A 24,157-nucleotide genomic window follows, 5' to 3' on the forward strand; every position below is an offset into this window, starting at 1 on the left:
GTATTGGGAAAGGAGGTGTATGGTGTGCGCATGTAAGCTTGCATTGTGTATTGCTTTCATATTTCTGAAATGCACAAGATGCTGAAGACGCCATTCAGAAATTTAAATGCGAAAAGCTATTGAACATAGATAATTACAGTGCATGGTTGTAGCAAGAAAAATATTAAATTGGTAATATAAAAAATAAAATGGAGGTCAGCAGTATGAAAGATTTACGTTATCCCATTGGACAATTCCAATTTCCCAAAGAAATGAATTCACAGCAAGTACTAGAGTGGATTAATGAAATTCGTTTGTTACCAAAACAACTTGCAGAGGCATTAAGTGGTGCAAGCGAGCAAGACTTAGTAAAATCTTATCGTGAAAATGGCTGGACAGTGACACAGCTAGTCCATCATATTGCTGATAGTCATATGAATAGCTATATTCGTTTTAAGCTAGCTTTAACAGAGGATGTACCAACCATTAAGCCATACAATGAGGCAGAATGGGCACAGCTACCAGATTCTGAAATGCCAGTAGCAATTTCTTTTAATTTAATTGAAAGCTTACATGAACGTTGGGTTTATTTACTGTCAAGCTTATCGGATGAACAATTACAAAGAGCCTTTAATCATCCTGATTCAGGCCTGACGACTCTTGAGCATGCAATTGGCCTTTATGCATGGCATGGTAAGCATCATTTGGCACATATTCAGAATGCTTTGGTTAAATAAATATGGATGTTTTATGAAAAAACAAGTGATTTCTGCTAATAAGGAAATCACTTGTTTTCATTTTTTATTTAAGTTTATTTTATACGATAGTAATACCAGCACTTGCGTTACCAGCAAGTGTAGCAGCAACTCCTGTAGTAGTCATAGAGAATACCATTAGTAAACGATCACCAGTACTTACAGGTACTGAAACGTTTGCATTACCACTTGCAATCGTACCTACTGCTAATGCTATTAGTGGTAAAGCTGGTAATAAATCAACAAATGCTGCAGTAGGGCTGAATACATTGCTTCCTTGAACTGCGCGGTAAATCTGTGCTCTGACAGTCGCTGTTCCAGTTAGAGTTAAAGCAGCAGTTGCTGAGATTGTAGCAGAAATAGATGTAATTGTACCTGGACGTGGAACCGTAAATGCTTCAGTAGCAAGACTAGATGTTAAATCGATATTAACGCCAGCAAGAGCAACTCCTGGAACAGATGTACCAAATCCAACAAGACTTACAGTACCAACTAAACCAGTAGCAAGAGACACTAAAGCAACAGGAGTTATTCCTGATGAGAATGGGATAATAGAACCAGTAGCTACTGGTGGAGTAATACATGCAGCGTCAATTGCAACAAAAGGTCCCAGTGCAGTACACTCCCCGTTACCATGACCGTTACCTGAACAGCCACACATTGAGTTATTCAAACACATTTTTACACCCCCTTTCTTCATTATTCTATTCATTTCAGATTAGGGGTTAAGGGCAATTATCTATTTCACCTATAAATTCAATGATTTCTTAATGACTGCTTTTATTTGACACATAAAGACATCCACTATGTATGTTTTGACATAGTGGATGTTTAAGATAATGTTAACTCCATCTTTTAAAGAAATCGAAAAATGAGTTTTTTCCCTTTTTATGGTCTTCCTCAATCGGCTTGTTTACAGATTCAAGTTGCATGATCTCTTCTTCAAAGGACAGATGAACCTCATAGGTTGCATCAGCATGATACACTTCAACATATTCTTCTGTTTCCAATGAAGGAGAATGATCTATAGCTGAAGGTTCTGCTACTGTTTCTGCAATGATTTGGTTGAGAGGCTCACTAGCTATTGCTTCAATGTCTTGACTAACAGGTTCGCTAAGTTGCTCCAAGATAACTTGTTCTATCGATTCATTCGTTACAATGGGATTCTCAAGATTGTTATGTTCATTCTCAATTTTCACAGCCTCCATAGGATTATTTAATGTTTCAGTTTTAGTGCTATCTGATTCATTAACTATAGAAGATTGTAAAGTATCATTCTCGATGTTTTCTTCTCTTGAAGCAGGCTGTACGGCAGATGGATCATATACACTTACTGGAACTTCCTTTGCATCCATGGCATTTTTAAAATGGAAGGTGGATTCAACTGTCGTGTTTCTGTATAAACCATTGTATATTTGGCTGGGGTGCGTATTGATTGATTGGAAATATTGCTGATTAAAATGCCGTTCTTCAGGTTTAGTTTCCGGTAGACCATTCTGAGGAGAGGGACCCCCGATATTTACATTTGGTTGGTGGTTTTTGGCTTTACCTGCCACACTTTGTAGTAGTCTATAAGAAGGTTGTGCTGATGTAATTGTAGTTTGATCTGCTGTCTGTGTCATTCTAGGTTGTCTAGGTAAAAGATTAGAATAGGTTTGAGCAGGCATGTCAATGGAGGGCATTATGGTTTTTGCATCATTTCCTTTAACTGGTAACAGTTTATTTAAAATTGATAAAATCTCTTGGTTCATTCCTTCAATGGTTTGATTCAAAGACTCAAGCTGTGTTGAAAGAACCCTAATTTGATCGTCGTATCCTTTTATATATGAATTTTGTTTAGTATCCAATGTCTCTGTAATCCCTTCTAAATGGGCCATCTGTGTTTTTAGTCCATCAAACTCCTGCTTCATATAAAGGAAATCTTCAATTGACTTCCCCATTTTTAACGAGGTTAACGATTCTCTATAAGATTCAATTTTTTCCTTTAAATTTTCAATTTCTTGAGTGGTATACAATTTTGACTCTTCCATTGTAGTTCACCCCTTTCAGTCCATTATTAGTTTATTAAAAATATTGACTTTCTGTTACAAATATAACGGTTCTTTCAACATTTTGATTCGTCTCGTTAATGAGGGAGGAGTATGAAAACAAATCTTGATTGATTTTAATAAATATCCAATGTAACTATTTGTTAGCCCATGCACTTATAGCTGAAAAACATATGCTACAAACGAAAGATAAAAATTTTATGGAGGTGTCAAAAGGATGCAAGAGCATATGCCATCCCAGGCGCAGGAACTAATCTGTATAAATGTTGATAAGGTATACGACTGGATTGTAAAAGAAATGTCGTTTGATATTTCACCTACTGGACCAATTACATTCCCAGGTGTTACAGCAACTACTGACTTAACAGGTGCTATTGTTACTTGTCGAGTAATTCCAGCAACTACAAATCCAATTGTGATTCTGAACCGTGAGAATCGCCAATTCTCTATTGATGGATCAACTGTTTGTCTGCAACATCTAAATGTTCAAAAGAACTTCATTCTAACAATTGTCGTTACTTTACCTAATGGTACTGTTTTCACAAGCAATAATATTCCAGTTTCTCGCTGTGAGCAAGTGACATTATGTGCACCTAAGGGAACAGACGTTGAAATTTTATACACAGATTTAGATTGCTTCGTTTGTACAACTGGAACACTTAGTGTTGGAACAGGTGCTGCAGCAGGTACAATCACGTTCTCTGCGTTGACAATTACTGTTGCTGTTTGTCAAAGTATTCAATCTACATTCCCAGTTACTGTGGAATTTTTAGCAACTTTCTGCGAACCAAGAGCAGACTTACCATTCTCATGTCCAACTGCGGTTCGTCCACAACAATGCCCAGTTATTTTCCCAACTGTTGGTTAATTGTGATAACAAAAAGAAGAAAGTCATACTATGAAGAGAGGGTAATCCTCTCTTTTTTTAATGGAAATAACAAGGAGGTTTAAAGTGGCAGATCGTATTGAAGACAAGATACAGGCACTAAAAGAACAAACAAATGCCTATGTTCATGATATTAAAAGGTTGGTTGAGGAATTAGCAATTCCGAATAGGATTAACCTCATTAGTTATTTTACAACTGCACTTAATATTTCTTATGATCCTGAGCAAGAGAGTTTATGTTTAGGCTCCTATCATATTCGTAATATTGGTAGTGCAGCCGTCACGAACCCATCTTTGTGTATAACAATACCCAAGGAGTCACCGTTTTACTTTTCAGGGAGATATGTTCATGAAAATTTCACTCCGAATTTTAAAACTCAGGGGCAGAGTCAGTGGGAGCGTTTTAATGACAAATCAAGCAAAGAGGAGTATTGGCTGAGACCAGTTGGTAAATCAACAATCGAACCGAATGAAACCATTTCATTTACCAATTTTCAAATAAAATGGTCCCATAATTTATCATATTCAGGCACGATTATGGGTTTTACATATTGCGATCAGCTCACAGAAGGTGTTGTTGTTTTAAATCCAATTAATCTAAATGGAATGGGCCAAACACAGGAGGAAGACAATGGGTGACAACGAAAAACAAGAGTTCGGTAGTGTAATTCAACAATTAGTAAAGGAACAGCTAAGTCGTCGTAATGAACAAGATAATAGCTTTGCCTTTCTTGAAAAAAGTACATTACAGCTATTAATGGCTTATCTTGTTTCAGGCGAAAAGAGTCATGTTGAACAAATAGAGAATTCAAAGTTAGAAGAAAAATGGATGAAGCAGCTGGATGATTTACTAGAGGAAAGTAGAGAGCAGCTTGAAGAGGTGGTCGATTTACTAAAAAGATATTCAGGCTAGGGGGGTGTGATGATGGACAATGATATTGTGAAAAACAATGATCCAATACAGCTCCAACAAATGATTATTTTTTTAAGGGCCGAGTTAGCCAAGTACAAAAATGAAGTAAAAAGACTTAGAGATAGTGATTATTATGCTTTGGTTCTTCGACTTGAACGAGAAAATGTTCAATTAACAAGGCATAAAAAAGAACTTTCAATGGAACTCCTAAAGTTGAAAAGAGACTTTGATAAAGAATTGCAAGCTTACGATGAAGAAATTCAGAAGAGAGAAGCGCAAAGAAAAAAGCAAATTGCATCCATTGAGGCATTATTAAAGGAATTGGCAGAATTGCGGGCTGAAAAAAAGTCATTGATGGACAAATTTCAAGCATCAAAGGAGGCTTCGATCGATTCAAATGAAAGGTCTATTGTGGAAGGCATAGATAAAAAGTTAAGTGACTATACAACCATAGCAAGTAAACAAATGGAGAATATTTTAGAGACACTAGAAAAATACCATAGAGAGAAAGTAGAATCAGACAACCTTCATCGACATTTACTAAGTGAGTTAGAGACGAAAAATCTAGATATTGAGAGATTATCCAATGAAATCGTTGCATTAAAGAAACAATCTAAGGATGGTAGCACATCAATGAAACAAGGAGTTAATATTGACGAACAAATAGATTTTAGATTACGCATGCTCGATGAATTAGATGAGAAATTGAATGAACTAGCGTTAGAAATCAATAGTGAGCAGCTTTAGCTATAAAATTTCATCATGACTGTTTCAAAGATATGCCTTTGAAACAGTCATTTTTTGATTTGCATAAAAAGCTTATAAGAAGGTTCAACCGCTCACAAAGAAGAGGAAGGCGCTCCAAAGCAGGTTAACCCCGCTCACAAAGTAGAAGACACCACTCTAAAACAGGTCAGACCCGCTCATGAGGAACTCATCATGACCCCCATTCCAATATTATTTTGTTTCTCTATGCAGGGTTACACGCTTCAGACGTGGGGAGTACTTTTTAAGCTCCAATCTTTCGGGATTATTGCGTTTATTTTTAGTAGTAATATAGTTTTTATCACCTGTTTCAGTACAGGCTAGTGTTACTTGTACACGCATTGAAGGACCTCCTTTTAAATAGTAATTATTACGATTTAAACAATATATTTCTCACTGGATATTGTCAAGTTTAATTTCACTAGTAATAAAAAGCTTTGCATTTTCCAAAGTAATATGATTTAATTACAAATTGTAAATAGTAATGATTACGATTTGAGGAGTTGTAAGAATGACAAAGAAAATTCCTGTTACAGTATTGAGTGGATATTTAGGTTCTGGTAAGACAACAATGATGAATCATGTATTGCAAAACAAAAAGGATTTACGTGTCGCTGTTATTGTGAATGATATGAGTGAAATTAATATTGATGCGGAGCTTATCGCAAATGGTAGCGGTATATCACGTACAGAAGAGAAATTTGTGGAGCTATCGAATGGTTGTATTTGCTGTACATTACGAGAGGATCTATTGCAGGAGGTGGAACGTCTTTCGAAGCTAGGCAATATTGATTACATTTTGATTGAATCGACAGGGATTAGTGAGCCGATTCCAGTTGCACAAACATTTAGTTATTTAGACGAGGAGCTTGGCATTGATTTAACGAAGTTTTGTCGATTAGATACAATGGTTACTGTCGTAGATGCCCATCGTTTTTGGCATGATTTTCAGTCTGGGGAAAGCTTATTGGAGCGGAAGGAAGCTGTTGGTGAATTAGATGAGCGTGATGTTGCAGACCTTCTTATTGATCAAATTGAATTTTGTGATGTCCTTATTTTAAATAAGTGCGATTTAGTATCCGCAGAGGAGCTTGAGCGATTAGAACGTATTTTACGTGCATTACAGCCTGAGGCAAAACTTATACGTACAACAAATGGTGTTATTGATCCAGTTGAAATTTTAAATACGGGGCGCTTTGACTTTGAACGTGTCTCTGAATCGGCTGGTTGGTTAAAGGAGTTGGAGCTTGGTCATGAAAACCATACACCAGAGACTGAGGAGTACGGGATCTCTTCTTTTACCTATAAACGCAAAAGACCGTTTCATCCGATGCGCTTTGTTGAGTGGTGTGATCACATGCCAGATTCAATAGTACGAGCGAAGGGTATTATTTGGAGTGCAAGACATCAGGAAGTTGCGCTATTATTATCGCAAGCGGGGTCATCTGCAAAAATTGAACCAGTCTCTTATTGGGTAGCGGCACTTTCTCAAGCCCAGCAGCAGGATGTATTCCAGCAAAGCCCTGAAGTATTGGAAGATTGGGATGAAGAGTTCGGAGATCGAATGACACAACTTGTGATTATTGGCATTGATCTAGATCGAGAAGACATCACTAAACAGTTGGACAACTGTCTGTTAACAAATGAAGAGTTTCAGAACCCTTGGGAACGTCTACAAGATCCCTTTAACTGGGAATGGCAATAAAGAAGAAAAGAAGATTTCGGCTAAGACTCCGAAATCTTCTTTTGAAATACACGATTATAATTAGTAGCATCTCGTAATGCTTTTTCTTCTATAGGTATTCGGACAGAAAGCATTGTAATATTGAGTAATGTAAAACAAAATGCTGTAAAGTAAGCCTGAAACATGAGTGGTAGCAAAAGGATTTCTAAACAAACTACCGCATAATTGGGGTGGCGCATATATTCATATGGCCCTTTACGAACAACTTGTGCGTCAGGTAAAATGAGGATTTTTGTATTCCAAAAAGTGCCTAAAGAGCGAATACACCAGATCCGCAAAGCCTGCACTGCTAAAAATAATATAAAAAATAACGGAAATAAGGGCGAGATACCATTATTGTTTGTGACGATTTCCACTATTAAAAACAGAAAAAAGCTAATATGCATGGCTACCATATAGGGGTAGTGTGAAGCACCTACTTCATAGGCTCCTTGTGAAAGCATCCATTTCTCATTGCGCTTGGCAATGACAACTTCTGTCAATCTTTGTAGAACGACAAGGATAAAAATAAAATAGAAGATCATGTTACTCCCTCCAGTTTAATAATACAGCTTCTGCACAAAAACCAGGGCCAAGAGCTACGAGCAAGCCTGTATCCTCCACTTGTCCTTCATTTAACATAAACTGCTCTAATACGTATAGCACTGTCGGTGATGACATATTACCATGTCGTCTCAATATTTCCCGAGAAATGTCGGTTTTTTGGGGAGATAGATAAAGTGTATCTTCGTAAGCTTTTAATACCTTTTTTCCTCCAGGATGCGCAATAAAATGAGTCAATTGTTCGCTATACAGTCCTTGTTCCATTAAAAATTGCTCAATGAAAGGTCCGAGCCAATTGGTAATAATAGAAGGAATACTTTTTTGGAAAACGACATGAAGCCCGTTGTTTTTCACATCCCAACCCATTACATTTTCCGAATCTGGCATCCATTTAGAACCTGTAGCTAGAATATTAGGGGTTGGCCTTTTTGTTGCGATAGCTACTTCATCCCCACAAACAAGTATGCATGCTGCACCATCGGCAAAAAGAGAAGCACCAATTAAATTACTTTTAGAAAAATCATTTGGCTGAAAAGTGAGGCTACATAACTCGACACAAACGACAAGTACCTTTGCATGTGGATGGGCTTTACAAAAATCATAGGCTCTGCTTATACCAGCGGCTCCTCCTGCACAACCAAGACCCCATAGAGGAATGCGTTTAAGTCGATCTGAAAAGGGAAGCTTGTTCATAACACGTGCGTCAATGCTAGGTGTTGAAATTCCTGTACTGCTAACAAAAATGATGGCATCGATGTCCTCAGTAGGAATAGGTGAGGATAAAAAAGCTGTATTAGCTAAACATGCTTGAATGACACTTACACTGTATTGTGTAGCTAACTCAATATATAAATTATTACGTTCTTCAAAGGAGTGATTCGTACGATGCCATTCAGCTGGCACACAAAAATGGCGTGTGTTGATGCCACCATTTTCAAAAACCTTTAAGTAGCGCTCTAGTTTTGGAATTTTTGCATAAAAAAGCTCTTTCGTTAGTTCCTCTGCGTTATCTTGCTGTAATGTGTAAGGTGGTTGATATGTGCTAATTGAAATGATTTTAGGCAATCCAACATCTCCTCGCATTTAATGGTTTTGTTCATTGTATGCGTGGATGATTGGAATAAATGCTTATAATATTGTAATTGACAATTTCTGAAAATTTAGCTATATTGATAACAACTAAATGGAAAGTAGGTGATGTGACATGATGAATAGATCTGTAATTAGCGAACTGCAATTCGGTTTGTTCAATTTCACACGCCTAAAATATACAAAGTGACGCCGTGCCATAACTCGGGGTATTTGTGTATCTTTTAAACGTGCCTGTGAAACCTTGTAACTGCCGAATTGCAGCTACAAGGTTTTTTATTGTAGTTCCAAAAGGTGAATTGCGATAGGGCCTCTTGCGGATGACAACTATTTTCGCTGAGGCATCATACGTTTAGGAGGAAAATAAATTGAATTTAACAACATTAGGTTTTACAACATATTTTGAAGAGCAAATGATAGAAATGAAAAAACAGGCTAAATTAAAAAATTGTGTGCCTGCAAGGGTTACTTTAGAGCATAAGCATTCTTATCGGGTGTTAGCTGAAGAGGGAGAATGGCTTGCGACAATTGCTGGTCATTATGCGTATACATCTTTAGCGAGGGAGGACTATCCAGCAGTTGGTGATTGGGTGCTAGTGGAGAAAATGCCCGGAGAGGAACGAGCAATTATTCATCAGCTATTCCAACGAAAATCTGTATTTTCACGTAAAGTTGCAGGAACGGAAATTCAAGAACAGATTGTCGCATCAAATGTCGATATTGTGTTACTTGTTATGAGCTTGAACGCAGATTTTAATATTCGACGTTTGGAGAGATATTTAGTGGCTGCTTGGGATTCAGGGGCAAAGCCCATTATTGTCCTGACAAAAGCTGATTTATGCGAAGATGTTTCGAGCTTAGTACAAGAAGTGGAGTCTGTAGCCTTTGGTGTGGATATCTTTGTAACGAGTGCTCTATCGGGCGAAGGTCTAAAGGAAATTCAGACGCTATTCACAGAGGGGGTCACGGGGGCACTATTGGGGTCTTCTGGAGCAGGGAAATCCACATTAACAAATGCTTTATGTGGTGAGATACTGATGAAAGTAGCGGGTATACGTGAGGATGATGCCAAGGGACGACATACAACAACCCATCGAGAGCTAGTAGTATTGCCTGCTGGTGGCTGTCTAATTGATACGCCAGGGATGCGTGAGCTTCAATTGTGGGATCAAGGGGATAGTTTAGCTTCTAGCTTTCAAGATATTGAGGAACTAGCAACAGCTTGTCGTTATCGTGATTGTACACATCAAAAAGAGCCTTATTGTGCTGTCCAGCAAGCTATAGTAGATGGGGACTTGGACCAATATCGTCTACAAAGCTATTTTAAGCTGCAAAGAGAATTGGCTTATATGGAGCACAAAACAAATACGCAAGCAAAACTTGAGGAGCAGCGCAAGTGGAAGCAAATAGCCAAGGGAATGAAAAAGGGGAAGAAATAATCAATAGGAGCACAACCATGACAATTCAAAACATCAATCATTTATTGTTTTCAGTTTCTAATTTAGAGGAATCCATCACTTTTTATGAAAGAGTATTTGATGCCAAGTTGCTAGTAAAGGGGAACAGCACAGCCTATTTTGATGTAAATGGGCTGTGGCTAGCTCTGAATGTAGAAAAGGATATACCCCGTAATGACATCCATCATTCCTATACACACATTGCTTTCACAATCGCTGAGGATGACTTTGATAAGATGTATGACAGATTGGTTCAGCTAAAGGTCAATATTTTAGCAGGTCGGCCAAGAGATGAAAAGGATAAAAAATCGATTTACTTTACAGATCCTGATGGTCATAAATTTGAATTTCATACAGGAACTTTGCAAGATCGTTTGGATTATTATAAGCAAGAAAAGCAGCATATGGTGTTTTTTGATAACTAATTAAGGAGAGATTTTATGAATAAAGCGTTTATTTTTGATATGGACGGAACATTATTTCAAACCAATCTTATTTTAGAGCCTGCGCTCGACGCAACATTTGATGTGCTGCGGACAAACGGCTTGTGGCAGGGAGAAACACCTATAGAAAAATATAGAGAAATAATGGGGGTTCCTTTACCTGTTGTGTGGGAAACATTATGTCCTATGCATGCTTTAGAGATACGAGAAGAGAGCAATGTATTATTCCATGTAAAGCTGATTGAGCAAATACGTGGACATAAAGGTGCTTTGTATCCAAACGCTGAACAAACCCTTGCAACATTGTCAGAGAATTATCCGTTATACATAGCGAGTAATGGACAGGTTGACTATTTACAAGCAATCGTCGAAACCTATCAGTTGGAGCGTTTTATAAAGGGAATCTATAGCATTCAAGCAATTGCAAGTGGGCATAAATCGGATCTGGTCAAAAGAGTTGTAGATGAAAATAAAATTGATTATGGAGCAGTGGTAGGAGATCGTTCTTCGGATATCCAAGCTGCACAGGACAATCAATTACTATCAATAGGTGTTCGCTTTGACTTTGCACAAGATAAGGAGTTAGAAAAAGCAGATATAGTAATTGATGATTTAACTGATTTGCTAAAGGTTACATTAGATTAACTTAAGAAAGTGTATCAAAAAAAGGGATGATTTAGCGACAAACATTGCATTTCCTCACAAGAAGGCGTAAAATAATGCCAATCCTATAGAAAAAGCATTGAGAAGGAAAAGTAAATTGGATTAGCATTTTATAGAGAGCCTCTGTTGGTGGAAATGAGGTAAATGAACCCTTTTGAAAATGACCTTTGAGCTTCGTACCGAAAGCTTTTTAGCCAGTAGATTACGACGAGATGGGCACTCGTTACAACAGCAGCAGTATCTCTTTTTTGAGTGAAGACGTACTGATAGAGGCAAATAGCGTGAGCTATTTGTAAATATAGGTGGTAACACGGGTATACTCGTCCTAATCAGATTTGATTAGGGCGATTTTTTTTTACTATTTTTTCTGTGAGGGGAGCAATTTAGAATGACAATTGTTATTGGAGGCGCTTGGCCGTATGCAAATGGCTCTTTGCATTTAGGGCATGTTGCCGCATTATTACCAGGTGATATTTTGGCTAGATATTACCGACAAAAAGGTGAGCAGGTTTTATATGTATCAGGCAGTGATTGTAATGGTACACCCATTTCTATTCGTGCCGCCCAAGAAAATACAACGACAGAAGCTATAGCTAATCACTATCATGAGGAGTTTACTAGATGCTTTCATGATTTAGGATTTACCTATGATTTGTACACAAGAACGGATGCGGAGCACCACCATGAATCCGTTAAGGCCCTTTTCTTACAGCTACTGGCTAATAATTTCTTATACAAGAAGAAAATTGAACAGGCTTACTGTGAGACGGATAAACAATTTCTACCAGATCGATTTGTCGAGGGGCTCTGTCCAAATTGTGGAGCGAAAGCAAGGGGAGATCAATGTGATAACTGCTCAGAAATTTTAGACCCATTGGATTTAATTGATAAGCGCTGCAAAATATGTGGGAACGAACCTGTTATTCGGGAAACTGAGCACTTTTATTTTACCTTTAGTCAATTTCAAGGAAGGTTGGAGTCTTATTTAGTACAAGCGAAAGCCGAGAAACGTTGGCGTGACAATGCTTTAGGGTTAACGGAGCGATACTTGGCAGAGGGAGTTCCTGACCGAGCGGTAACAAGAGATTTACCGAATGGCATAGATGTTCCAGTGCCAGGTTTTGAAGGGAAAAAAATATATGTATGGATCGAAGCTGTAGCAGGGTACTTAACAGCAAGCTTGGAATGGGCAAAAGAATATCAAATAGCTATTGAAGATTTATGGAATGAAGAGACCATTTCATACTATGTACATGGGAAGGATAATATTCCATTCCATACAGTTATTTGGCCAGCCATTTTAATGGGAATTGGATCCAAGGCATTACCTACCCATATCGTATCTAATGAGTATTTAACATTAGAAAAACGCAAATTATCTACTAGTCAGAATTGGGCTGTATGGGTTCCTTATATTTTAAGCCGTTATGATGCGGACTCTATTCGTTATTTCTTAACGATGAATGCGCCAGAAAATCGTGATACTGATTTTTCATGGCGGGAATTTATTTATAGCCATAATGGCGAACTACTCGGAGCCTATGGCAATTTTGTAAACCGTACATTGAAGTTTATTGAGAAATCATTTGCTTGTCAGGTGCCACAAGCGGAGGTGGATAGCGACATTCGAAAACAAACCGTACAATTGTTTAATGAAGCGGGTGTTCTTATCGAAGGTGGTCATTTCAAGCAGGCGTTAGAATCCATTTTTGAGTATATTCGCGGTGCTAATCGTTATTTTGATGAACAACAGCCATGGCTACAGGTAAAAGAAAACGTAGAGGCAGGTAATCGTACATTAGCAACTTGCGTCTATATCATTGCGAATTTAGGACAGCTGCTGCATCCTTTCTTACCGTTTTCAGCAAAGAAAGTAAGAAATATGTTAGGTATAAATGAAATGATGTGGCATGAGCAGGTAGATCTCCCTAAAGTCATTCGAGAGGTGACACCATTATTTGAACGTCTTGATATCGAACGAATCGATGAGGAATATCAAAAACTAGTTAGGGATAGTCACTAGGATTGAAAAAGCAGTATGGCGCAAGAGCCATACTGCTTTGCTATTTTCATTTAATTCATAACAGGTGTTAATTTTGTCACTACAATGCTATTAATCGCATTAATATAGGCTAATGCACTTGCCTTAAGAATATCTGTATCTGCTGCTTTTGCAATATACTTTTCGCCTTCATGCTCAATCGTAATTTTTACTTTACCTAAAGCCTCTTTGCCTCGTGAAACACTATTGATATTATATTCCACTAGTTTTACATCCATATTTGTAATTTCTGCAATGGCTGAATAGAGGGCATCAATTGGACCAGAGCCTACTGCACTAGCTTTAAATACTTCGCCGCCTTTTCGAACCTTAACACTTGCTGAAGGGAAGCTTGTATTGCTGACGACTTGTAGATCATCAAAATCAAAGAATTGCTCACTATAATGTGTAGCATTTTTATTATTGGCATCATGTTTTTCATAATAGCTTTCAACAATAACATATAAATCGTGATCATATACTTCTTTCTTCGCATCGGCTAGCTTTAAGAATCCTTCGAAAATACCTTCAAATTCCTCTGTTGAAAGATTAGTAAAACCTAATTTTTCAAGAGCATTTTTCACTGCATGGCGACCAGATCGAGCTGTTAGTACTAGCTCCATATCATCAAGACCTACATCCTCAGGATGGACGATTTCATAAGCATCACGCGATTTTAACAAACCATCTTGATGAATACCAGAAGAATGGGCAAATGCATTATCTCCTGTAATGGCTTTATTGACCTGTACATCTAAGCCCATAAAGCTAGAAACAAGACGTGAAGTATTCATAATTTCTTTTGTATTAATACGTGTTTCTGCATTGTAGACGGAGCTACGAGTTTTAAGTGCCATGACAACTTCTTCTAATGCAGCATTACCTGCGCGTTCACCGATACCATTGATTGTACACTCTACCTTATCTGCACCATTTTTAATTGCAGCTAGCGTATTAGCCGTTGCCATGCCAAGATCATTGTGACAATGAACGCTTAAAAGAACGCTATCATCTAAATTTTTCATACGGTCATTTAATTTAAAAATCATTTCTCCAAATTCCTCTGGCTCTGCAAAGCCAACCGTATCAGGAACGTTAATCATCGTTGCGCCAGCTCTCATAACAGCTTCAATTGTTTTCCAAAGATATTCAAAGTCAGAACGAGAGGCATCCTCTGTGGAATATTGAACTTGCGGCAATAATGTTTTAGCGTATTTCACAGCATCCACGCCTATTTGTAAAATTTGATCTTTTGACTTGCTGAATTTTTTCTCCACATGAATATCAGAGGTTCCTAGTACCATGTGAATCATCGGGTTTTGAGCATACTTCACAGCATTATAGACAGCATCAATGTCAGCCTTTACAGCACGTGCTAATGCTGTAATCATAATGTCGTTTGTATTGCCAACCTTTTCAGCTACAGCTTTGACGGCATCAAAATCACCTTGAGAGGAAGCGGGGAATCCAGCCTCAATAATATCGACACCTAATTTTTTCAGCTGCTGAGCGATCTCTACTTTTTCATAAAGATTTAGCTTTGCTCCAGGCACCTGTTCGCCATCACGTAAAGTTGTATCAAACACCCAAATTTTTCTTCCCATTTTCAAACACTCCTTTTTAGTGATTAGTATCTAAAATCTACACTTAGGCCAATAAGTCATTAAAAAAATAAAAAACCCGTCTCTATTTAAAAATAGAGACGAGTTTATGCTCGCGGTACCACTCTAATTGACCTTCTCTTTATAGAAAAAGTCCCCTTATCGACAGCTATCACTGTCTATCCTGTTAACGGGGGAAACCGACATCCCTTACTAAAAAGTTCAGGGAGTAGCTCATGGACGAGTTCAAAATGTGTGCCTACCGATTTACACCAACCATCGGCTCTCTACAAGTACACAATCACTTTTACTATTTCCATTCTTGGCCTGCAATGTGTTGTTGAAAGCAATATTACTTGGATATTAACTGCCTGTCAATAATATTCTAAAAATTTATTTAATTCTGTCTTAAGTAATGTCTATTTTATTAAAAATTTGATATTTGGTGAAGTGTAAAATAAAGTGGTGAAGAATGTATTTACTAGGAAAAAATGGTGAGTAGGGTTAGCATACGATAGGTAGAAAAATCATGCTATTTTTCTTTGTATGAAGAAACTGCTCGTTTTCTATAAACCTAAAGAAAACGAGCAGTTTTTTATTCTAGCTTAAAACGAGAGACTTGCGTGTGAAGTTCTTCTGCCATATTTGAAAGTGTTGCTGCTGAAGCAGCTACTTCTTCGATAGTAGCTAATTGTTCTTCGGAAGCAGAAGCAACATTTTGTAAATTAGATGAGGACATCTGTGCAATAGTTGCAATTTCATCAAAGGAAGCATAGATTTGCTCTGCACTAGAGGACATCTCCTCTGACACTGTCGTTGCTTCTTGGATTTGTATGGATACTTGCTCAATCAGCTCAACAATCTTAGAGAAACCTTCTTCTGCTACCTTCACTACTTGCATACCAATTTGAACCTCTTGAGTTCCAGTATCCATCACCGTTACAGCACGGTTTGTATCCTGCTGTATTTCAGAAATCAAGGTAGCGATTTGCTCAGCGGATTTTTTTGATTGCTCTGCTAGCTTTTTCACTTCATCTGCTACGACTGCAAAGCCGCGTCCATGATCGCCTGCACGAGCCGCTTCAATGGCAGCATTAAGTGCTAATAAGTTTGTTTGTTCTGCAATATCAGTAATAATGCCAATGATATTGCCAATTTCAATGGAGTGCCCGTCTAGATTTTTAACAACACTTGCTGACTCTAAAACAGCCGTGTTGATTGTTGTCATCTGAGAGATAACACGATGTAAAGAATCATTCCCTTTCTTAGCCTCTGAATTTGTTTCGATTGCCAGTTCAGAAACAGCCGCAGTAGTAGAAGCTAATTGTTGTATACCCTTTGTCATGTTTTTCATTGCTTCTGAGCTTTCAGTTGCGTTTTTCCCTTGAGCCTCTGAGCCACTAGCAACCTCTTGAATAGAAGAAGTGATTTGTTCTGTAGCCTGTATAGTTTGCTCTGCACTAGCTGTTAACTCAGCAGCAGAGCCACTAACTTGTACAGTGTTTTGGCGCACATTCGTAATTAAATCCTTTAAATTTGTAGCCATTTGATTAAACGCAAGCGCTAGATCACCTACTTCATCACGATTTTTTATACGAATTTGTTCAGCTGTTAAGTCACCCTCAGCTATTTTTTTCGCAGCTTTAGCCATACCGTTAATTGGACGAGACATTAGACTACCAACAACCATAGCAATTATCAGACTTATGACAACAGCAAAGACTCCAAGAAGCATCATTTGGAGCTTGATGTCTTGAATTTGATTGGATGTAGCAGCCATTTTACCTTCTACATATTCATTTTGATAATTAGAAAGGTTTTCAACACGTTCATCGAATTGTTTAATAATTAAGCGTCCTTGAGTACTATCCAATTTTTCGTACTTCTCTGTTTCTCCAGCAGCTTTTAACTCAAACATACGATCTGCAAATTCTTGCACATTTTGCTCACTTTTATTAATAGCTTCAAGCATCTTAATTGATTTTTCTGAATCTAAAGTAGCCATTAATTCTTCAGATTTTTGTTTGAATTCCTCGCGTGAGGCTTGATTACTTTGAAAGTTTTGTTTGTCACCAAGTAGTAAGTAGCCTCGCATGCTGACAATTTCCTGTTTTGCAATCACCCGTAATTCCTGAATACTTATTGATTTAGTAGTTTGTTCCTCCAATAATGTACGATAGGTCTTATTTACAGAATCAAGCTGTTTTATATTTAAGCCGATTGTTGTAACGAGTACCAAAATAACTATAAAAAAACCGAGTAATAATTTCTTGTAGATAGTAAATCGCATAGTTGAAATATCCTTTCTCAGTAATTAGTAGAAATGTTACAAAATAATGAAATATGTATATATATCATTTATATCAGATTATATGAATTTTACAAAGTATTATGAGTATTTCTACAGTAATTAGCAGTTTGAAAATGGGTATAAATTATATATGAAGTAATAAAAAAAGTAGATTTTATCGCTATAATGCTACTAATAATAGGGATAATTAATGGTGCATGTTGAATATTAAGTCAATTTTCATAAATTTTGAAACTTTAATAGTAGTCATAACGTAGATGTAGTAAAGGAAAAGAACAGGGGTGGAGAAAATGTATAGGCCAATTTTAAAGTTACCTAAAACAAGATCAGAAAAGATATGGGACTATATTGGTGGTAGTATATTTATTTTATCCATCTTTTATATTATATTGGCATGGGGTAAGTTGCCTGATGAAATACCTGGTCATTTTAATGGATTAGGTGAGGTGGATCGATGGGGATCAAAAATAGAATTATTCATTCTTCCGTTCATCGGTTTATTTTTATGGATTGTTATGTGGCTGCTAGAAAAAGCACCTCATATGCATAATTATCCGTCACGTTTGGATGAAAGTAATGTAAAAGCATTTTATTTGAATAGCAGAAAAATACTAAATCAAGTAAAAAATATCTGTCTCATTTTATTTGCTTTTATATCGATTCAGATGGTTCGTATTGGTCTTGGTGAGGTAAATTCATTAGGATGGTGGTTCCTACCCATTGTATTGATAGGAGTATTTATCCCAATTATTAAAGGGTTTATAACAAGCTACAAAATAAAATAGTGAGACTCAAACGCTTAGGTTACCCTTAAGCGTTTTATTTTTGTGAAAAATTTTTATAGTGTGTCACAAATGGCTGTTGATTTCAGTTATATAGGCGAAGAAGGGAAGATATAAAAGATTTCTCCAAGTAACTCGATGACATTCAATAATATTTTTAAGATTTTTTATCTAGTGTCACAAACTTCTAATAATTTCAGTTATATAGATTGGAGAGGGGGGACAACATTGACTACACGAGAACCATCAAAAGAGCGAGCTGATATAGATATTCAATCAATCGTGGAGCAAGTTCAATCAGGGGACACGCATGACTATGCAGAAATCATTCGTTGTTTTCAAAAGCAAATTTATATTTATTGTTACTATATGCTAGGAACCAAAGAGGAGGCGGAGGATGCTTCGCAAGATATTTTTATTAAAGGACTAGAGAATATTCATAAATTTTCTTATACGGTTTCCTTATCGGCGTGGCTTTATAAAATCGCTCACCACCATTGTATTGATGTCATAAAATCAAAAAATAGGGGCTATAAATTTTGGCTAAGTGTGAAGCGAGAACAGGTGAAGCAGACGCAAGCACCGATACCTGAATATGATGAGATGGTGCATAGGCTATTGGAAAACTTACATGTAGATGAAAAAAGGATTTTACTGCTTCGTTCTATTGAAGAATATAGCTTTGAAGAAATTTCTGAAATTATGGATATGAAACCAGCTACAATAAGAAAAAAATATGAACGATTACGCAAAAAATTAATAAAGGAAAATAAGTTAGGAGGTGGATTTTATGAGCATTCATTCAAAGCAGAAGGATAAAGAAATGGCACGAATAGAGCTGCTAATTCGAGAAACACCTGTAGAAATTGATTTGGTTGATCGTGTAATTAGTAAATATGAACGTAACGAGCAGCCACAAGTAGTAAAGCACCAGAAGAAATGGCACTATAAAGTTGCTTTTGCAACAGCCATGCTAGTTAGCTTGCTATTTATTACATCATTTATTTCACCAACAATGGCTGCAACGCTTAAACAAGTGCCTGTACTATCCTCAATTTTCCGTCTCGCTGGTGATTTGGGGTTGCAGATGGCTGATGAAAAAGGACTTTCTACAAAACCACAGGTAAGTGTGACACAGGAGGGGTTTACATTAAGTGTATCGGAAGTAGCGTATGACGGTACACGTGTTTCAATTGCTATTGAACGCCCCTATAAAGAAGATCAGAAAGAAGCTTTAATGGATTGTATCAGTAATTATAATTTGTTTATAAATGATGAGCCTATTAATTCTTTTGCTCCGAGTGAGTCCAATTCTATTAGTGGTTTTATGTACCCTGGTAAAGATAATGCTTCTGTCATTATTGAATTTTCAGATCTGAGAAATCAAGGAGGGAAGCCTTTCCCAGAGCAATTTGATTTAACCATTCAAGCTTTTGTCAAAGGTATAGAAAACCCCATTGAAATTGATATTCCTGTGAAAAATAAAGTGAAAGACTATGTAGCTTTAGCACCAAATATAAGTCGACAATATGACAATATTCATTTGACTCTTGAAAAGGTCAAGCTAACACCAGTTACAACAAGTATCACAACACGGATGGTTTTAACTGATAATTCAACGTTCACTGATAATTTAACACTACTAACAATGGGGATAGTTATTATTGATGAGCATGGTCGTGAAATTGAATTAATTGGAGGAAACGGTTGGAACGCTACCAATGGAAACATTCATCTTGATGATCTTCGGTACACTCCTTTTGAATCTGTTCCAAAAACAATAACCTTAAAACCCTATATCCATCTTTTCAAGGAAAACGAAAAAGGTATGTTTCAATTGGATAAAAACGGTTATCCGAAAATTCAATATATACCTGAACTAGAGATCACTATACCAGTTCAACCATAAAAATAATCGAGAAAGTGTAGTAAAAGCTCACTTTCTCAATTTTTATTTTTCTATATTTATATAAAGTAGATGGATATTCAGTTATACTAGCAAAACAAGGCTTTTGAATAATCTATAGTATATGGAGTATATATAAAGAATAAGTTTTCAATCCTAAGAAATAAAGGGGAATAGAAGATGGCAGTAACGTTAGTAAGGCATGATGTGAAGTATGCTGAGGCTATGCATGCGTTGTCTTCTATGCCACAGGTTCGAGATGCCCTAGGCTTACCTGCTGGCAAGGTAGAAGACACAATTCATTTTATTAAGCGTGAACGTATAGATGAAGAAGAAGGTAAGACCGTCCCTCGTGTGATTTTAGATGAGGAGGGGCAAGTCATTGGTGTGACATCATTAATGTTTATCGATCGTCATAAAAAGAGCTGTCATATCGGCTCTTGGCTTGGCTATCAATTTTGGGGGAAGGGCTATAATCTTGAAGCAAAAACGGCTATTTTAGATATTGCGTTTTTTGAGCTGGGATTATCACGTGTTTTTGCAGGAGCCCGAAAGGTTAATATCCGTTCACAAAAAGCACAAGAAAAGCTACCTTTTGTTCGATTAGGGGTGGAAAAAGATTATCCTGAGGAGCATTCGTGGTTAGAAGTGAAGGAAAAGCAACCATGTGTGTTAAATGTTTTTGAACGAGAAGATTATGTCCGTTATCGAACATCCCTAGAAAAGGTAGAAGGAAACCGAGAAGCCTTTTTACCTCAGCTTTTATTAGCTGATGAGAGTGAAGTGGCAGTTCGGAAATATTTAGATAAGGGTACATTATATAAAATTAATTGTGGAGAACTGTTGGTGGGAGTGGCATTAGTCATTCCTCAAACTAATACTACAATTGAATTGAAGAATATTGCTATTGTACCAAAGTATCAAGGGAAGGGAATAGGCAAAGAGATATTGCGACAGCTCACTGAAGAATGTCAAAAGGATGGTTATCAAACGGTATTAGTTGGAACGGCGAACTCAAGTATTGATAATATCGCTTTTTATCAAAAAGCAGGCTTTCGCATGGAGGCTATTGAAAAGGACTACTTCAGTCATTACCCAGAACCAATTTATGAAAATGGTATTCGTGCATTGGATATGATTTTCTTTTCAAAGCAATTATAAGCAAACTTCTAAAAAAAATACCCGTTCAACAAATGTTGAGCGGGTATTTTTATTTACCGAGCAGTAGAGCCATTAATTTTTCCTTAGAATGAAGGAAATCGTCCAAGGTGTATTGATCTAATACTTTCAAATAGGCTTGCAAAGCTTCATACAGTACACCCTTTAATTGACATTCTGGAGCTATTTTACATAGGTTATTTTCTTTATCGAAACATTCTACAAGATGAAAATCCTCTTCTGTATGACGAACAATTTCACCGATGGTAATGGTTTTTGGATCGATAGCAAGGCGAATTCCACCGCCACGTCCACGGATTGTTTCAATGTAACCTAATAACCCTAGTTGGTGTGTCACCTTCATTAAATGGTTTTTCGATATATTATAAGCATCTGAGATCTCTTGAATAGTCGATAATTGACCATCTTCCTTTGCGCCTAAATAAATAAGTGTGCGCAAAGAGTAGTCTGTGTATAAAGTTAAGCGCATCTAAACACCCTACTTTCTATAATTCAAAATAATTATAGCATTTTTACATTGAAGTATAATATCTACAACCTATTTTTAAAGATGTATTTAAAATACATTAATTATGTCTATTTTGTTAAAGATGTATTTTATATATTGCTTTAAGAGAATGAAAGCGTTATATTGTAATCACGAAAGGATGGTAAGCGATATGTTAAAACAAGAAACAATTCAAATTATTAAAGCGACAGTACCTGTATTAGAAGTTCATGGTGTTGAAATCACAAAGACGTTTTACAAAAATATGTTTCAAGCTCATCCAGAATTACTAAATATTTTTAATCACACGAACCAAGAACAAGGCCGTCAGCAAACAGCATTAGCAAATACTGTTTACGCTGCAGCAGTTCATATTGAAAACTTAGAAGCAATTTTACCAGCCGTAATGCTTATTGCACATAAACACCGTAGTTTAGGAATTTTACCTGAACATTACCCAATTGTGGGTGAAAACTTATTAAAAGCGATTAAAGAAGTACTTGGTGATGCAGCAACTGATGACATTATTGGTGCATGGGCCGAGGCTTATGGCGTTATCGCAGATATTTTCATTCAAGTAGAAGAAGAGTTATACCAAAAAACTGAGAACAATGGTGGTTGGCGTCTATTTAAACCATTGAAAGTGGCAAAAAAAGTTGTAGAAAGTGACTTAGTAACTTCTATTTATTTTGTAAATGAAGATGGATCACCACTACCAACTTATGAACCAGGTCAATACATCTCTATTCGAGTGAAAGTGCCAGGAGAAGAGTATTTAATGAACCGTCAATATACACTTTCACAAGCGAGTGCAGAAGATGGCTATCGTATTTCGGTGAAACGTGAAAGTGATCATACGCCAAATGGTAAAGTGTCAAATTATATTCATGATCAATTACAAGTTGGAGATTTGGTAGATGTAAGTGCTCCAGCCGGATTATTTGTGTTAGAAGAAACGGCTGCACCAATTACATTTGTAAGTGGCGGTATCGGTGTAACACCTTTAAACAGTATGCTGCAATCTCTAAATGATAATGCAGTGAATGAAGTGAACTTTATCCAATGTGCTCGTAATGAGAAGGTTGTAGCGTTCAGTGATGACATTCAAAAGAAAGTAAACGTCTTACCGAATGCATCCTATACAGCTTTATACTCTGATGAAGACAAGCTTATTACAAAAGAATTGCTGGCTGAAAAAGTAGCTGATAATGCAGATGTATATGTATGTGGCCCTGTAGGCTTTATGGAAGCGGTTGTTAAAAATTTACAGGAAATTGGCGTGAAAGATGAAAAAATTCACTATGAATTCTTTGGGCCAGCCATGCAATTAGCTAAATAAAAATAAACTCCCTGCTATGAGTAATAACTCGTAGCAGGGTTTTTTGTTGAAATAATAAGGAAGCAGATAGATGAGGTTAAAGCGATAGGGAGAACATTGTAACTCGCAATTGCAGCATTTTAAAAAAGATAGAAGCTTTATGTTGACAACATACCTATAGGGGTATAATATAAATCTCGTAAGGAAGTTCAATCTATCGTTTGAAAGGGGGCATAACAGAATGGCGTATGGCTCAAACACTGCAAATCGTGTGAAACGTATGGAAGGTCAAATGCGGGGTATTTTACGCATGATGGAAGAAGGTCAAAGTTGTAAAGATGTGATTACACAGCTATCTGCCGTGCGTTCTGCTGTTGACCGGACGATTGGTGTCATTGTAAGTGAAAATTTATTAGATTGTGTATCGACTGCTGAAGGCAATGCTGAAAAAATGAATGCTGCTATCCAAGAGGCGATGGACTTGGTCGTGAAAAGTCGATAACTTGATATACCCATAATCGTATAAAAAGGAGGACTGGTCATATGGAAATATGGATTATTATCGCGCTTGTGGCAGCCTTTTTCGTTTGGCGAATGAAGCCAGCGAAGGGCGTTCAATCAATTTCTACAGCCCAATTAAAAGATATGCTGAATGATAAGGATAAGATATTTATCGATGTACGCACGCCTGCTGAGTATAAAGGTCGGCATATCTCGCAATTTAAAAATGTTCCGCTTGGGTCGAGCTTTAAAAACCTTCCGAAGGATAAAGAGATCATAGTTATTTGTCAGAGTGGTATGCGAAGTAGTCAGGCTTGTAAGCAACTTAAAAAGCAAGGTTTTGAGCGTGTTTCTAATGTTCGTGGTGGAATGAGTGCATACTAGGAGGAGAAAAAAGTGAAAGAAATTACAGCAAAAGAAGTTCAACAAACGATGGAGCAAGGAGGGAAGCTGAATCTTATTGATGTGCGAGAGGTAGATGAAGTAGAGGCTGGCCACATCCCAGGCATTATTCATATCCCGCTAGGTTTATTAGAGTTTCGACTACCTGAATTAAATAAGAGGGAGTCGTATATTATGGTTTGTCGATCAGGTGGACGAAGTGCTCGGGCTACTCAACTATTAGAAAGTAATGGCTTTAATGTAACTAACATGATTGGTGGTATGTTAGCTTGGGAGGGAAAAGTACAGTAATAGGTTAAATCTATATTTTTTTGATTAAAATAATACCCTTATAGGTATATGGA

26 protein-coding genes and 2 other annotated features are annotated in these 24,157 nt (G+C 37.0%); of the genes, 18 read left to right on the forward strand and 8 right to left on the reverse strand.

The annotated features are described in order from the left end of the window. The first annotated feature begins 203 nt into the window (after positions 1–203). Positions 204–716, forward strand: a complete 513-nt coding sequence (locus C7B89_RS02850) for a YfiT family bacillithiol transferase (RefSeq protein ID WP_048394098.1) — start codon at positions 204–206, stop codon at positions 714–716. A gap of 79 nt (positions 717–795) precedes the next feature. Here C7B89_RS02850 and C7B89_RS02855 read toward each other — a convergent pair whose 3' ends face one another. Together C7B89_RS02855 and C7B89_RS02860 are read right to left on the reverse strand one after the other, a co-directional pair. Continuing rightward, complete coding sequence (locus C7B89_RS02855) at positions 796–1,413, reverse strand: exosporium glycoprotein BclB-related protein (protein ID WP_054549653.1); 618 nt, start codon at positions 1,411–1,413, stop codon at positions 796–798. Between the two features lie 163 nt (positions 1,414–1,576). Beyond that, entirely contained in the window at positions 1,577–2,764 is a 1,188-nt protein-coding gene (locus C7B89_RS02860) for a hypothetical protein (RefSeq protein ID WP_066037978.1), read from the reverse strand. A 235-nt stretch (positions 2,765–2,999) separates the two neighbouring features. Between C7B89_RS02860 and C7B89_RS02865 the strand changes: the two genes are divergently transcribed. The 4 genes from C7B89_RS02865 (at position 3,000) to C7B89_RS02880 (ending at position 5,328) form a co-directional block, all read left to right on the forward strand. Then, positions 3,000–3,650 carry a BMQ_0737 family morphogenetic spore coat protein gene (locus C7B89_RS02865; protein WP_004231775.1) on the forward strand — a complete coding sequence of 217 codons (651 nt, stop codon included), beginning with the start codon at positions 3,000–3,002 and terminating at the stop codon, positions 3,648–3,650. Positions 3,651–3,734: 84 nt separating this feature from the next. Further along, the gene (locus C7B89_RS02870) at positions 3,735–4,307 is read left to right on the forward strand and encodes a hypothetical protein (protein ID WP_048394104.1); all 573 of its coding nucleotides are present in this window, start codon (positions 3,735–3,737) and stop codon (positions 4,305–4,307) included. After that, the gene (locus C7B89_RS02875) at positions 4,300–4,581 is read left to right on the forward strand and encodes a hypothetical protein (RefSeq protein ID WP_112116799.1); all 282 of its coding nucleotides are present in this window, start codon (positions 4,300–4,302) and stop codon (positions 4,579–4,581) included. Before C7B89_RS02870 ends, C7B89_RS02875 begins: the two co-directional genes overlap by 8 nt. Positions 4,582–4,593: 12 nt before the next feature. Next, positions 4,594–5,328 (forward strand): hypothetical protein, encoded by a 735-nt coding sequence (locus C7B89_RS02880; RefSeq protein ID WP_115673134.1) that lies wholly within the window; start codon positions 4,594–4,596, stop codon positions 5,326–5,328. 210 nt (positions 5,329–5,538) lie between these two features. Here C7B89_RS02880 and rpmG read toward each other — a convergent pair whose 3' ends face one another. Further along, complete coding sequence (gene rpmG / locus C7B89_RS02885; RefSeq protein WP_004231780.1) at positions 5,539–5,688, reverse strand: 50S ribosomal protein L33; 150 nt, start codon at positions 5,686–5,688, stop codon at positions 5,539–5,541. Positions 5,689–5,857: 169 nt separating this feature from the next. On the opposite strand from rpmG, the gene C7B89_RS02890 reads away from it, so the two are divergent. Further along, positions 5,858–7,051 carry a GTP-binding protein gene (locus C7B89_RS02890; RefSeq protein ID WP_036079527.1) on the forward strand — a complete coding sequence of 398 codons (1,194 nt, stop codon included), beginning with the start codon at positions 5,858–5,860 and terminating at the stop codon, positions 7,049–7,051. A gap of 20 nt (positions 7,052–7,071) precedes the next feature. On the opposite strand, the gene C7B89_RS02895 is transcribed toward C7B89_RS02890, so the two are convergent. Together C7B89_RS02895 and C7B89_RS02900 are read right to left on the reverse strand one after the other, a co-directional pair. Beyond that, positions 7,072–7,614, reverse strand: a complete 543-nt coding sequence (locus C7B89_RS02895; RefSeq protein ID WP_036079526.1) for an isoprenylcysteine carboxyl methyltransferase family protein — start codon at positions 7,612–7,614, stop codon at positions 7,072–7,074. A 1-nt stretch (position 7,615) separates the two neighbouring features. Next, a complete protein-coding gene (locus C7B89_RS02900) occupies positions 7,616–8,698 on the reverse strand; it encodes a type III polyketide synthase (protein WP_054549649.1) in 1,083 nt (360 codons plus the stop codon). A gap of 392 nt (positions 8,699–9,090) precedes the next feature. Between C7B89_RS02900 and rsgA the strand changes: the two genes are divergently transcribed. From rsgA to metG, 4 genes are all read left to right on the forward strand, one after another. Beyond that, entirely contained in the window at positions 9,091–10,161 is a 1,071-nt protein-coding gene (gene rsgA, locus C7B89_RS02905) for a ribosome small subunit-dependent GTPase A (protein WP_115673135.1), read from the forward strand. A gap of 17 nt (positions 10,162–10,178) precedes the next feature. Further along, positions 10,179–10,604 carry a FosM family fosfomycin resistance protein gene (gene fosM / locus C7B89_RS02910; RefSeq protein ID WP_115673136.1) on the forward strand — a complete coding sequence of 142 codons (426 nt, stop codon included), beginning with the start codon at positions 10,179–10,181 and terminating at the stop codon, positions 10,602–10,604. A gap of 15 nt (positions 10,605–10,619) precedes the next feature. Further along, positions 10,620–11,267 carry an HAD hydrolase-like protein gene (locus tag C7B89_RS02915; RefSeq protein WP_112116794.1) on the forward strand — a complete coding sequence of 216 codons (648 nt, stop codon included), beginning with the start codon at positions 10,620–10,622 and terminating at the stop codon, positions 11,265–11,267. An 88-nt stretch (positions 11,268–11,355) separates the two neighbouring features. Next, positions 11,356–11,616, forward strand: a binding site (T-box leader). A gap of 57 nt (positions 11,617–11,673) precedes the next feature. Beyond that, complete coding sequence (metG, locus tag C7B89_RS02920) at positions 11,674–13,308, forward strand: methionine--tRNA ligase (protein ID WP_115673137.1); 1,635 nt, start codon at positions 11,674–11,676, stop codon at positions 13,306–13,308. Between the two features lie 50 nt (positions 13,309–13,358). Here metG and C7B89_RS02925 read toward each other — a convergent pair whose 3' ends face one another. Further along, complete coding sequence (locus tag C7B89_RS02925; protein WP_036079516.1) at positions 13,359–14,930, reverse strand: 2-isopropylmalate synthase; 1,572 nt, start codon at positions 14,928–14,930, stop codon at positions 13,359–13,361. A gap of 91 nt (positions 14,931–15,021) precedes the next feature. Next, positions 15,022–15,260 (reverse strand) — a binding site (T-box leader). 262 nt (positions 15,261–15,522) lie between these two features. Further along, the gene (locus C7B89_RS02930; RefSeq protein ID WP_115673138.1) at positions 15,523–17,217 is read right to left on the reverse strand and encodes a methyl-accepting chemotaxis protein; all 1,695 of its coding nucleotides are present in this window, start codon (positions 17,215–17,217) and stop codon (positions 15,523–15,525) included. Positions 17,218–17,528: 311 nt separating this feature from the next. Between C7B89_RS02930 and C7B89_RS02935 the strand changes: the two genes are divergently transcribed. The 4 genes from C7B89_RS02935 (at position 17,529) to C7B89_RS02950 (ending at position 21,087) form a co-directional block, all read left to right on the forward strand. Beyond that, a complete protein-coding gene (locus C7B89_RS02935; protein WP_048394119.1) occupies positions 17,529–18,023 on the forward strand; it encodes a DUF1648 domain-containing protein in 495 nt (164 codons plus the stop codon). 225 nt (positions 18,024–18,248) lie between these two features. Continuing rightward, positions 18,249–18,839, forward strand: coding sequence for an RNA polymerase sigma factor (locus C7B89_RS02940; RefSeq protein ID WP_115673139.1), 591 nt, complete (start codon positions 18,249–18,251; stop codon positions 18,837–18,839). Next, complete coding sequence (locus tag C7B89_RS02945; protein WP_115673140.1) at positions 18,811–19,929, forward strand: DUF4179 domain-containing protein; 1,119 nt, start codon at positions 18,811–18,813, stop codon at positions 19,927–19,929. The genes C7B89_RS02940 and C7B89_RS02945 overlap by 29 nt, the downstream gene beginning before the upstream one ends. Positions 19,930–20,106: 177 nt before the next feature. Beyond that, entirely contained in the window at positions 20,107–21,087 is a 981-nt protein-coding gene (locus tag C7B89_RS02950; protein WP_103118922.1) for a GNAT family N-acetyltransferase, read from the forward strand. 49 nt (positions 21,088–21,136) lie between these two features. On the opposite strand, the gene C7B89_RS02955 is transcribed toward C7B89_RS02950, so the two are convergent. After that, positions 21,137–21,574 (reverse strand): Rrf2 family transcriptional regulator, encoded by a 438-nt coding sequence (locus tag C7B89_RS02955; protein WP_048394127.1) that lies wholly within the window; start codon positions 21,572–21,574, stop codon positions 21,137–21,139. Between the two features lie 190 nt (positions 21,575–21,764). On the opposite strand from C7B89_RS02955, the gene hmpA reads away from it, so the two are divergent. From hmpA to C7B89_RS02975, 4 genes are all read left to right on the forward strand, one after another. After that, positions 21,765–22,931 carry an NO-inducible flavohemoprotein gene (gene hmpA, locus C7B89_RS02960; RefSeq protein WP_115673141.1) on the forward strand — a complete coding sequence of 389 codons (1,167 nt, stop codon included), beginning with the start codon at positions 21,765–21,767 and terminating at the stop codon, positions 22,929–22,931. A gap of 220 nt (positions 22,932–23,151) precedes the next feature. Next, entirely contained in the window at positions 23,152–23,412 is a 261-nt protein-coding gene (locus C7B89_RS02965) for a metal-sensitive transcriptional regulator (protein ID WP_048394130.1), read from the forward strand. 41 nt (positions 23,413–23,453) lie between these two features. Beyond that, the gene (locus C7B89_RS02970; protein ID WP_066037989.1) at positions 23,454–23,795 is read left to right on the forward strand and encodes a rhodanese-like domain-containing protein; all 342 of its coding nucleotides are present in this window, start codon (positions 23,454–23,456) and stop codon (positions 23,793–23,795) included. A gap of 12 nt (positions 23,796–23,807) precedes the next feature. Then, positions 23,808–24,104: a rhodanese-like domain-containing protein gene (locus C7B89_RS02975; RefSeq protein WP_048394133.1), complete on the forward strand. Its 297-nt coding sequence runs from the start codon at positions 23,808–23,810 to the stop codon at positions 24,102–24,104. The last annotated feature ends 53 nt before the right edge of the window (positions 24,105–24,157 follow it).

The organism is Lysinibacillus capsici (assembly GCF_003367505.1).
GTDB classification, from domain to species: Bacteria; Bacillota; Bacilli; order Bacillales_A; family Planococcaceae; genus Lysinibacillus; species Lysinibacillus capsici.

What these genes read in the sequence shown, in the direction of transcription:
- C7B89_RS02945 (WP_115673140.1), top strand. Translation starts at nt 18,811, where the DNA reads ATGAGCATTCATTCAAAGCAGAAGGATAAAGAAATGGCACGAATAGAG.
- fosM (WP_115673136.1), top strand. Translation starts at nt 10,179, where the DNA reads ATGACAATTCAAAACATCAATCATTTATTGTTTTCAGTTTCTAATTTA.
- C7B89_RS02965 (WP_048394130.1), top strand. Translation starts at nt 23,152, where the DNA reads ATGGCGTATGGCTCAAACACTGCAAATCGTGTGAAACGTATGGAAGGT.
- C7B89_RS02915 (WP_112116794.1), top strand. Translation starts at nt 10,620, where the DNA reads ATGAATAAAGCGTTTATTTTTGATATGGACGGAACATTATTTCAAACC.
- C7B89_RS02950 (WP_103118922.1), top strand. Translation starts at nt 20,107, where the DNA reads ATGGCAGTAACGTTAGTAAGGCATGATGTGAAGTATGCTGAGGCTATG.
- C7B89_RS02935 (WP_048394119.1), top strand. Translation starts at nt 17,529, where the DNA reads ATGTATAGGCCAATTTTAAAGTTACCTAAAACAAGATCAGAAAAGATA.
- C7B89_RS02970 (WP_066037989.1), top strand. Translation starts at nt 23,454, where the DNA reads ATGGAAATATGGATTATTATCGCGCTTGTGGCAGCCTTTTTCGTTTGG.
- C7B89_RS02895 (WP_036079526.1), bottom strand. Translation starts at nt 7,614, where the DNA reads ATGATCTTCTATTTTATTTTTATCCTTGTCGTTCTACAAAGATTGACA.
- C7B89_RS02880 (WP_115673134.1), top strand. Translation starts at nt 4,594, where the DNA reads ATGGACAATGATATTGTGAAAAACAATGATCCAATACAGCTCCAACAA.
- C7B89_RS02890 (WP_036079527.1), top strand. Translation starts at nt 5,858, where the DNA reads ATGACAAAGAAAATTCCTGTTACAGTATTGAGTGGATATTTAGGTTCT.
- C7B89_RS02860 (WP_066037978.1), bottom strand. Translation starts at nt 2,764, where the DNA reads ATGGAAGAGTCAAAATTGTATACCACTCAAGAAATTGAAAATTTAAAG.
- C7B89_RS02925 (WP_036079516.1), bottom strand. Translation starts at nt 14,930, where the DNA reads ATGGGAAGAAAAATTTGGGTGTTTGATACAACTTTACGTGATGGCGAA.
- C7B89_RS02955 (WP_048394127.1), bottom strand. Translation starts at nt 21,574, where the DNA reads ATGCGCTTAACTTTATACACAGACTACTCTTTGCGCACACTTATTTAT.
- C7B89_RS02855 (WP_054549653.1), bottom strand. Translation starts at nt 1,413, where the DNA reads ATGTGTTTGAATAACTCAATGTGTGGCTGTTCAGGTAACGGTCATGGT.
- C7B89_RS02930 (WP_115673138.1), bottom strand. Translation starts at nt 17,217, where the DNA reads ATGCGATTTACTATCTACAAGAAATTATTACTCGGTTTTTTTATAGTT.
- C7B89_RS02875 (WP_112116799.1), top strand. Translation starts at nt 4,300, where the DNA reads ATGGGTGACAACGAAAAACAAGAGTTCGGTAGTGTAATTCAACAATTA.
- C7B89_RS02850 (WP_048394098.1), top strand. Translation starts at nt 204, where the DNA reads ATGAAAGATTTACGTTATCCCATTGGACAATTCCAATTTCCCAAAGAA.
- hmpA (WP_115673141.1), top strand. Translation starts at nt 21,765, where the DNA reads ATGTTAAAACAAGAAACAATTCAAATTATTAAAGCGACAGTACCTGTA.
- C7B89_RS02865 (WP_004231775.1), top strand. Translation starts at nt 3,000, where the DNA reads ATGCAAGAGCATATGCCATCCCAGGCGCAGGAACTAATCTGTATAAAT.
- metG (WP_115673137.1), top strand. Translation starts at nt 11,674, where the DNA reads ATGACAATTGTTATTGGAGGCGCTTGGCCGTATGCAAATGGCTCTTTG.
- rpmG (WP_004231780.1), bottom strand. Translation starts at nt 5,688, where the DNA reads ATGCGTGTACAAGTAACACTAGCCTGTACTGAAACAGGTGATAAAAAC.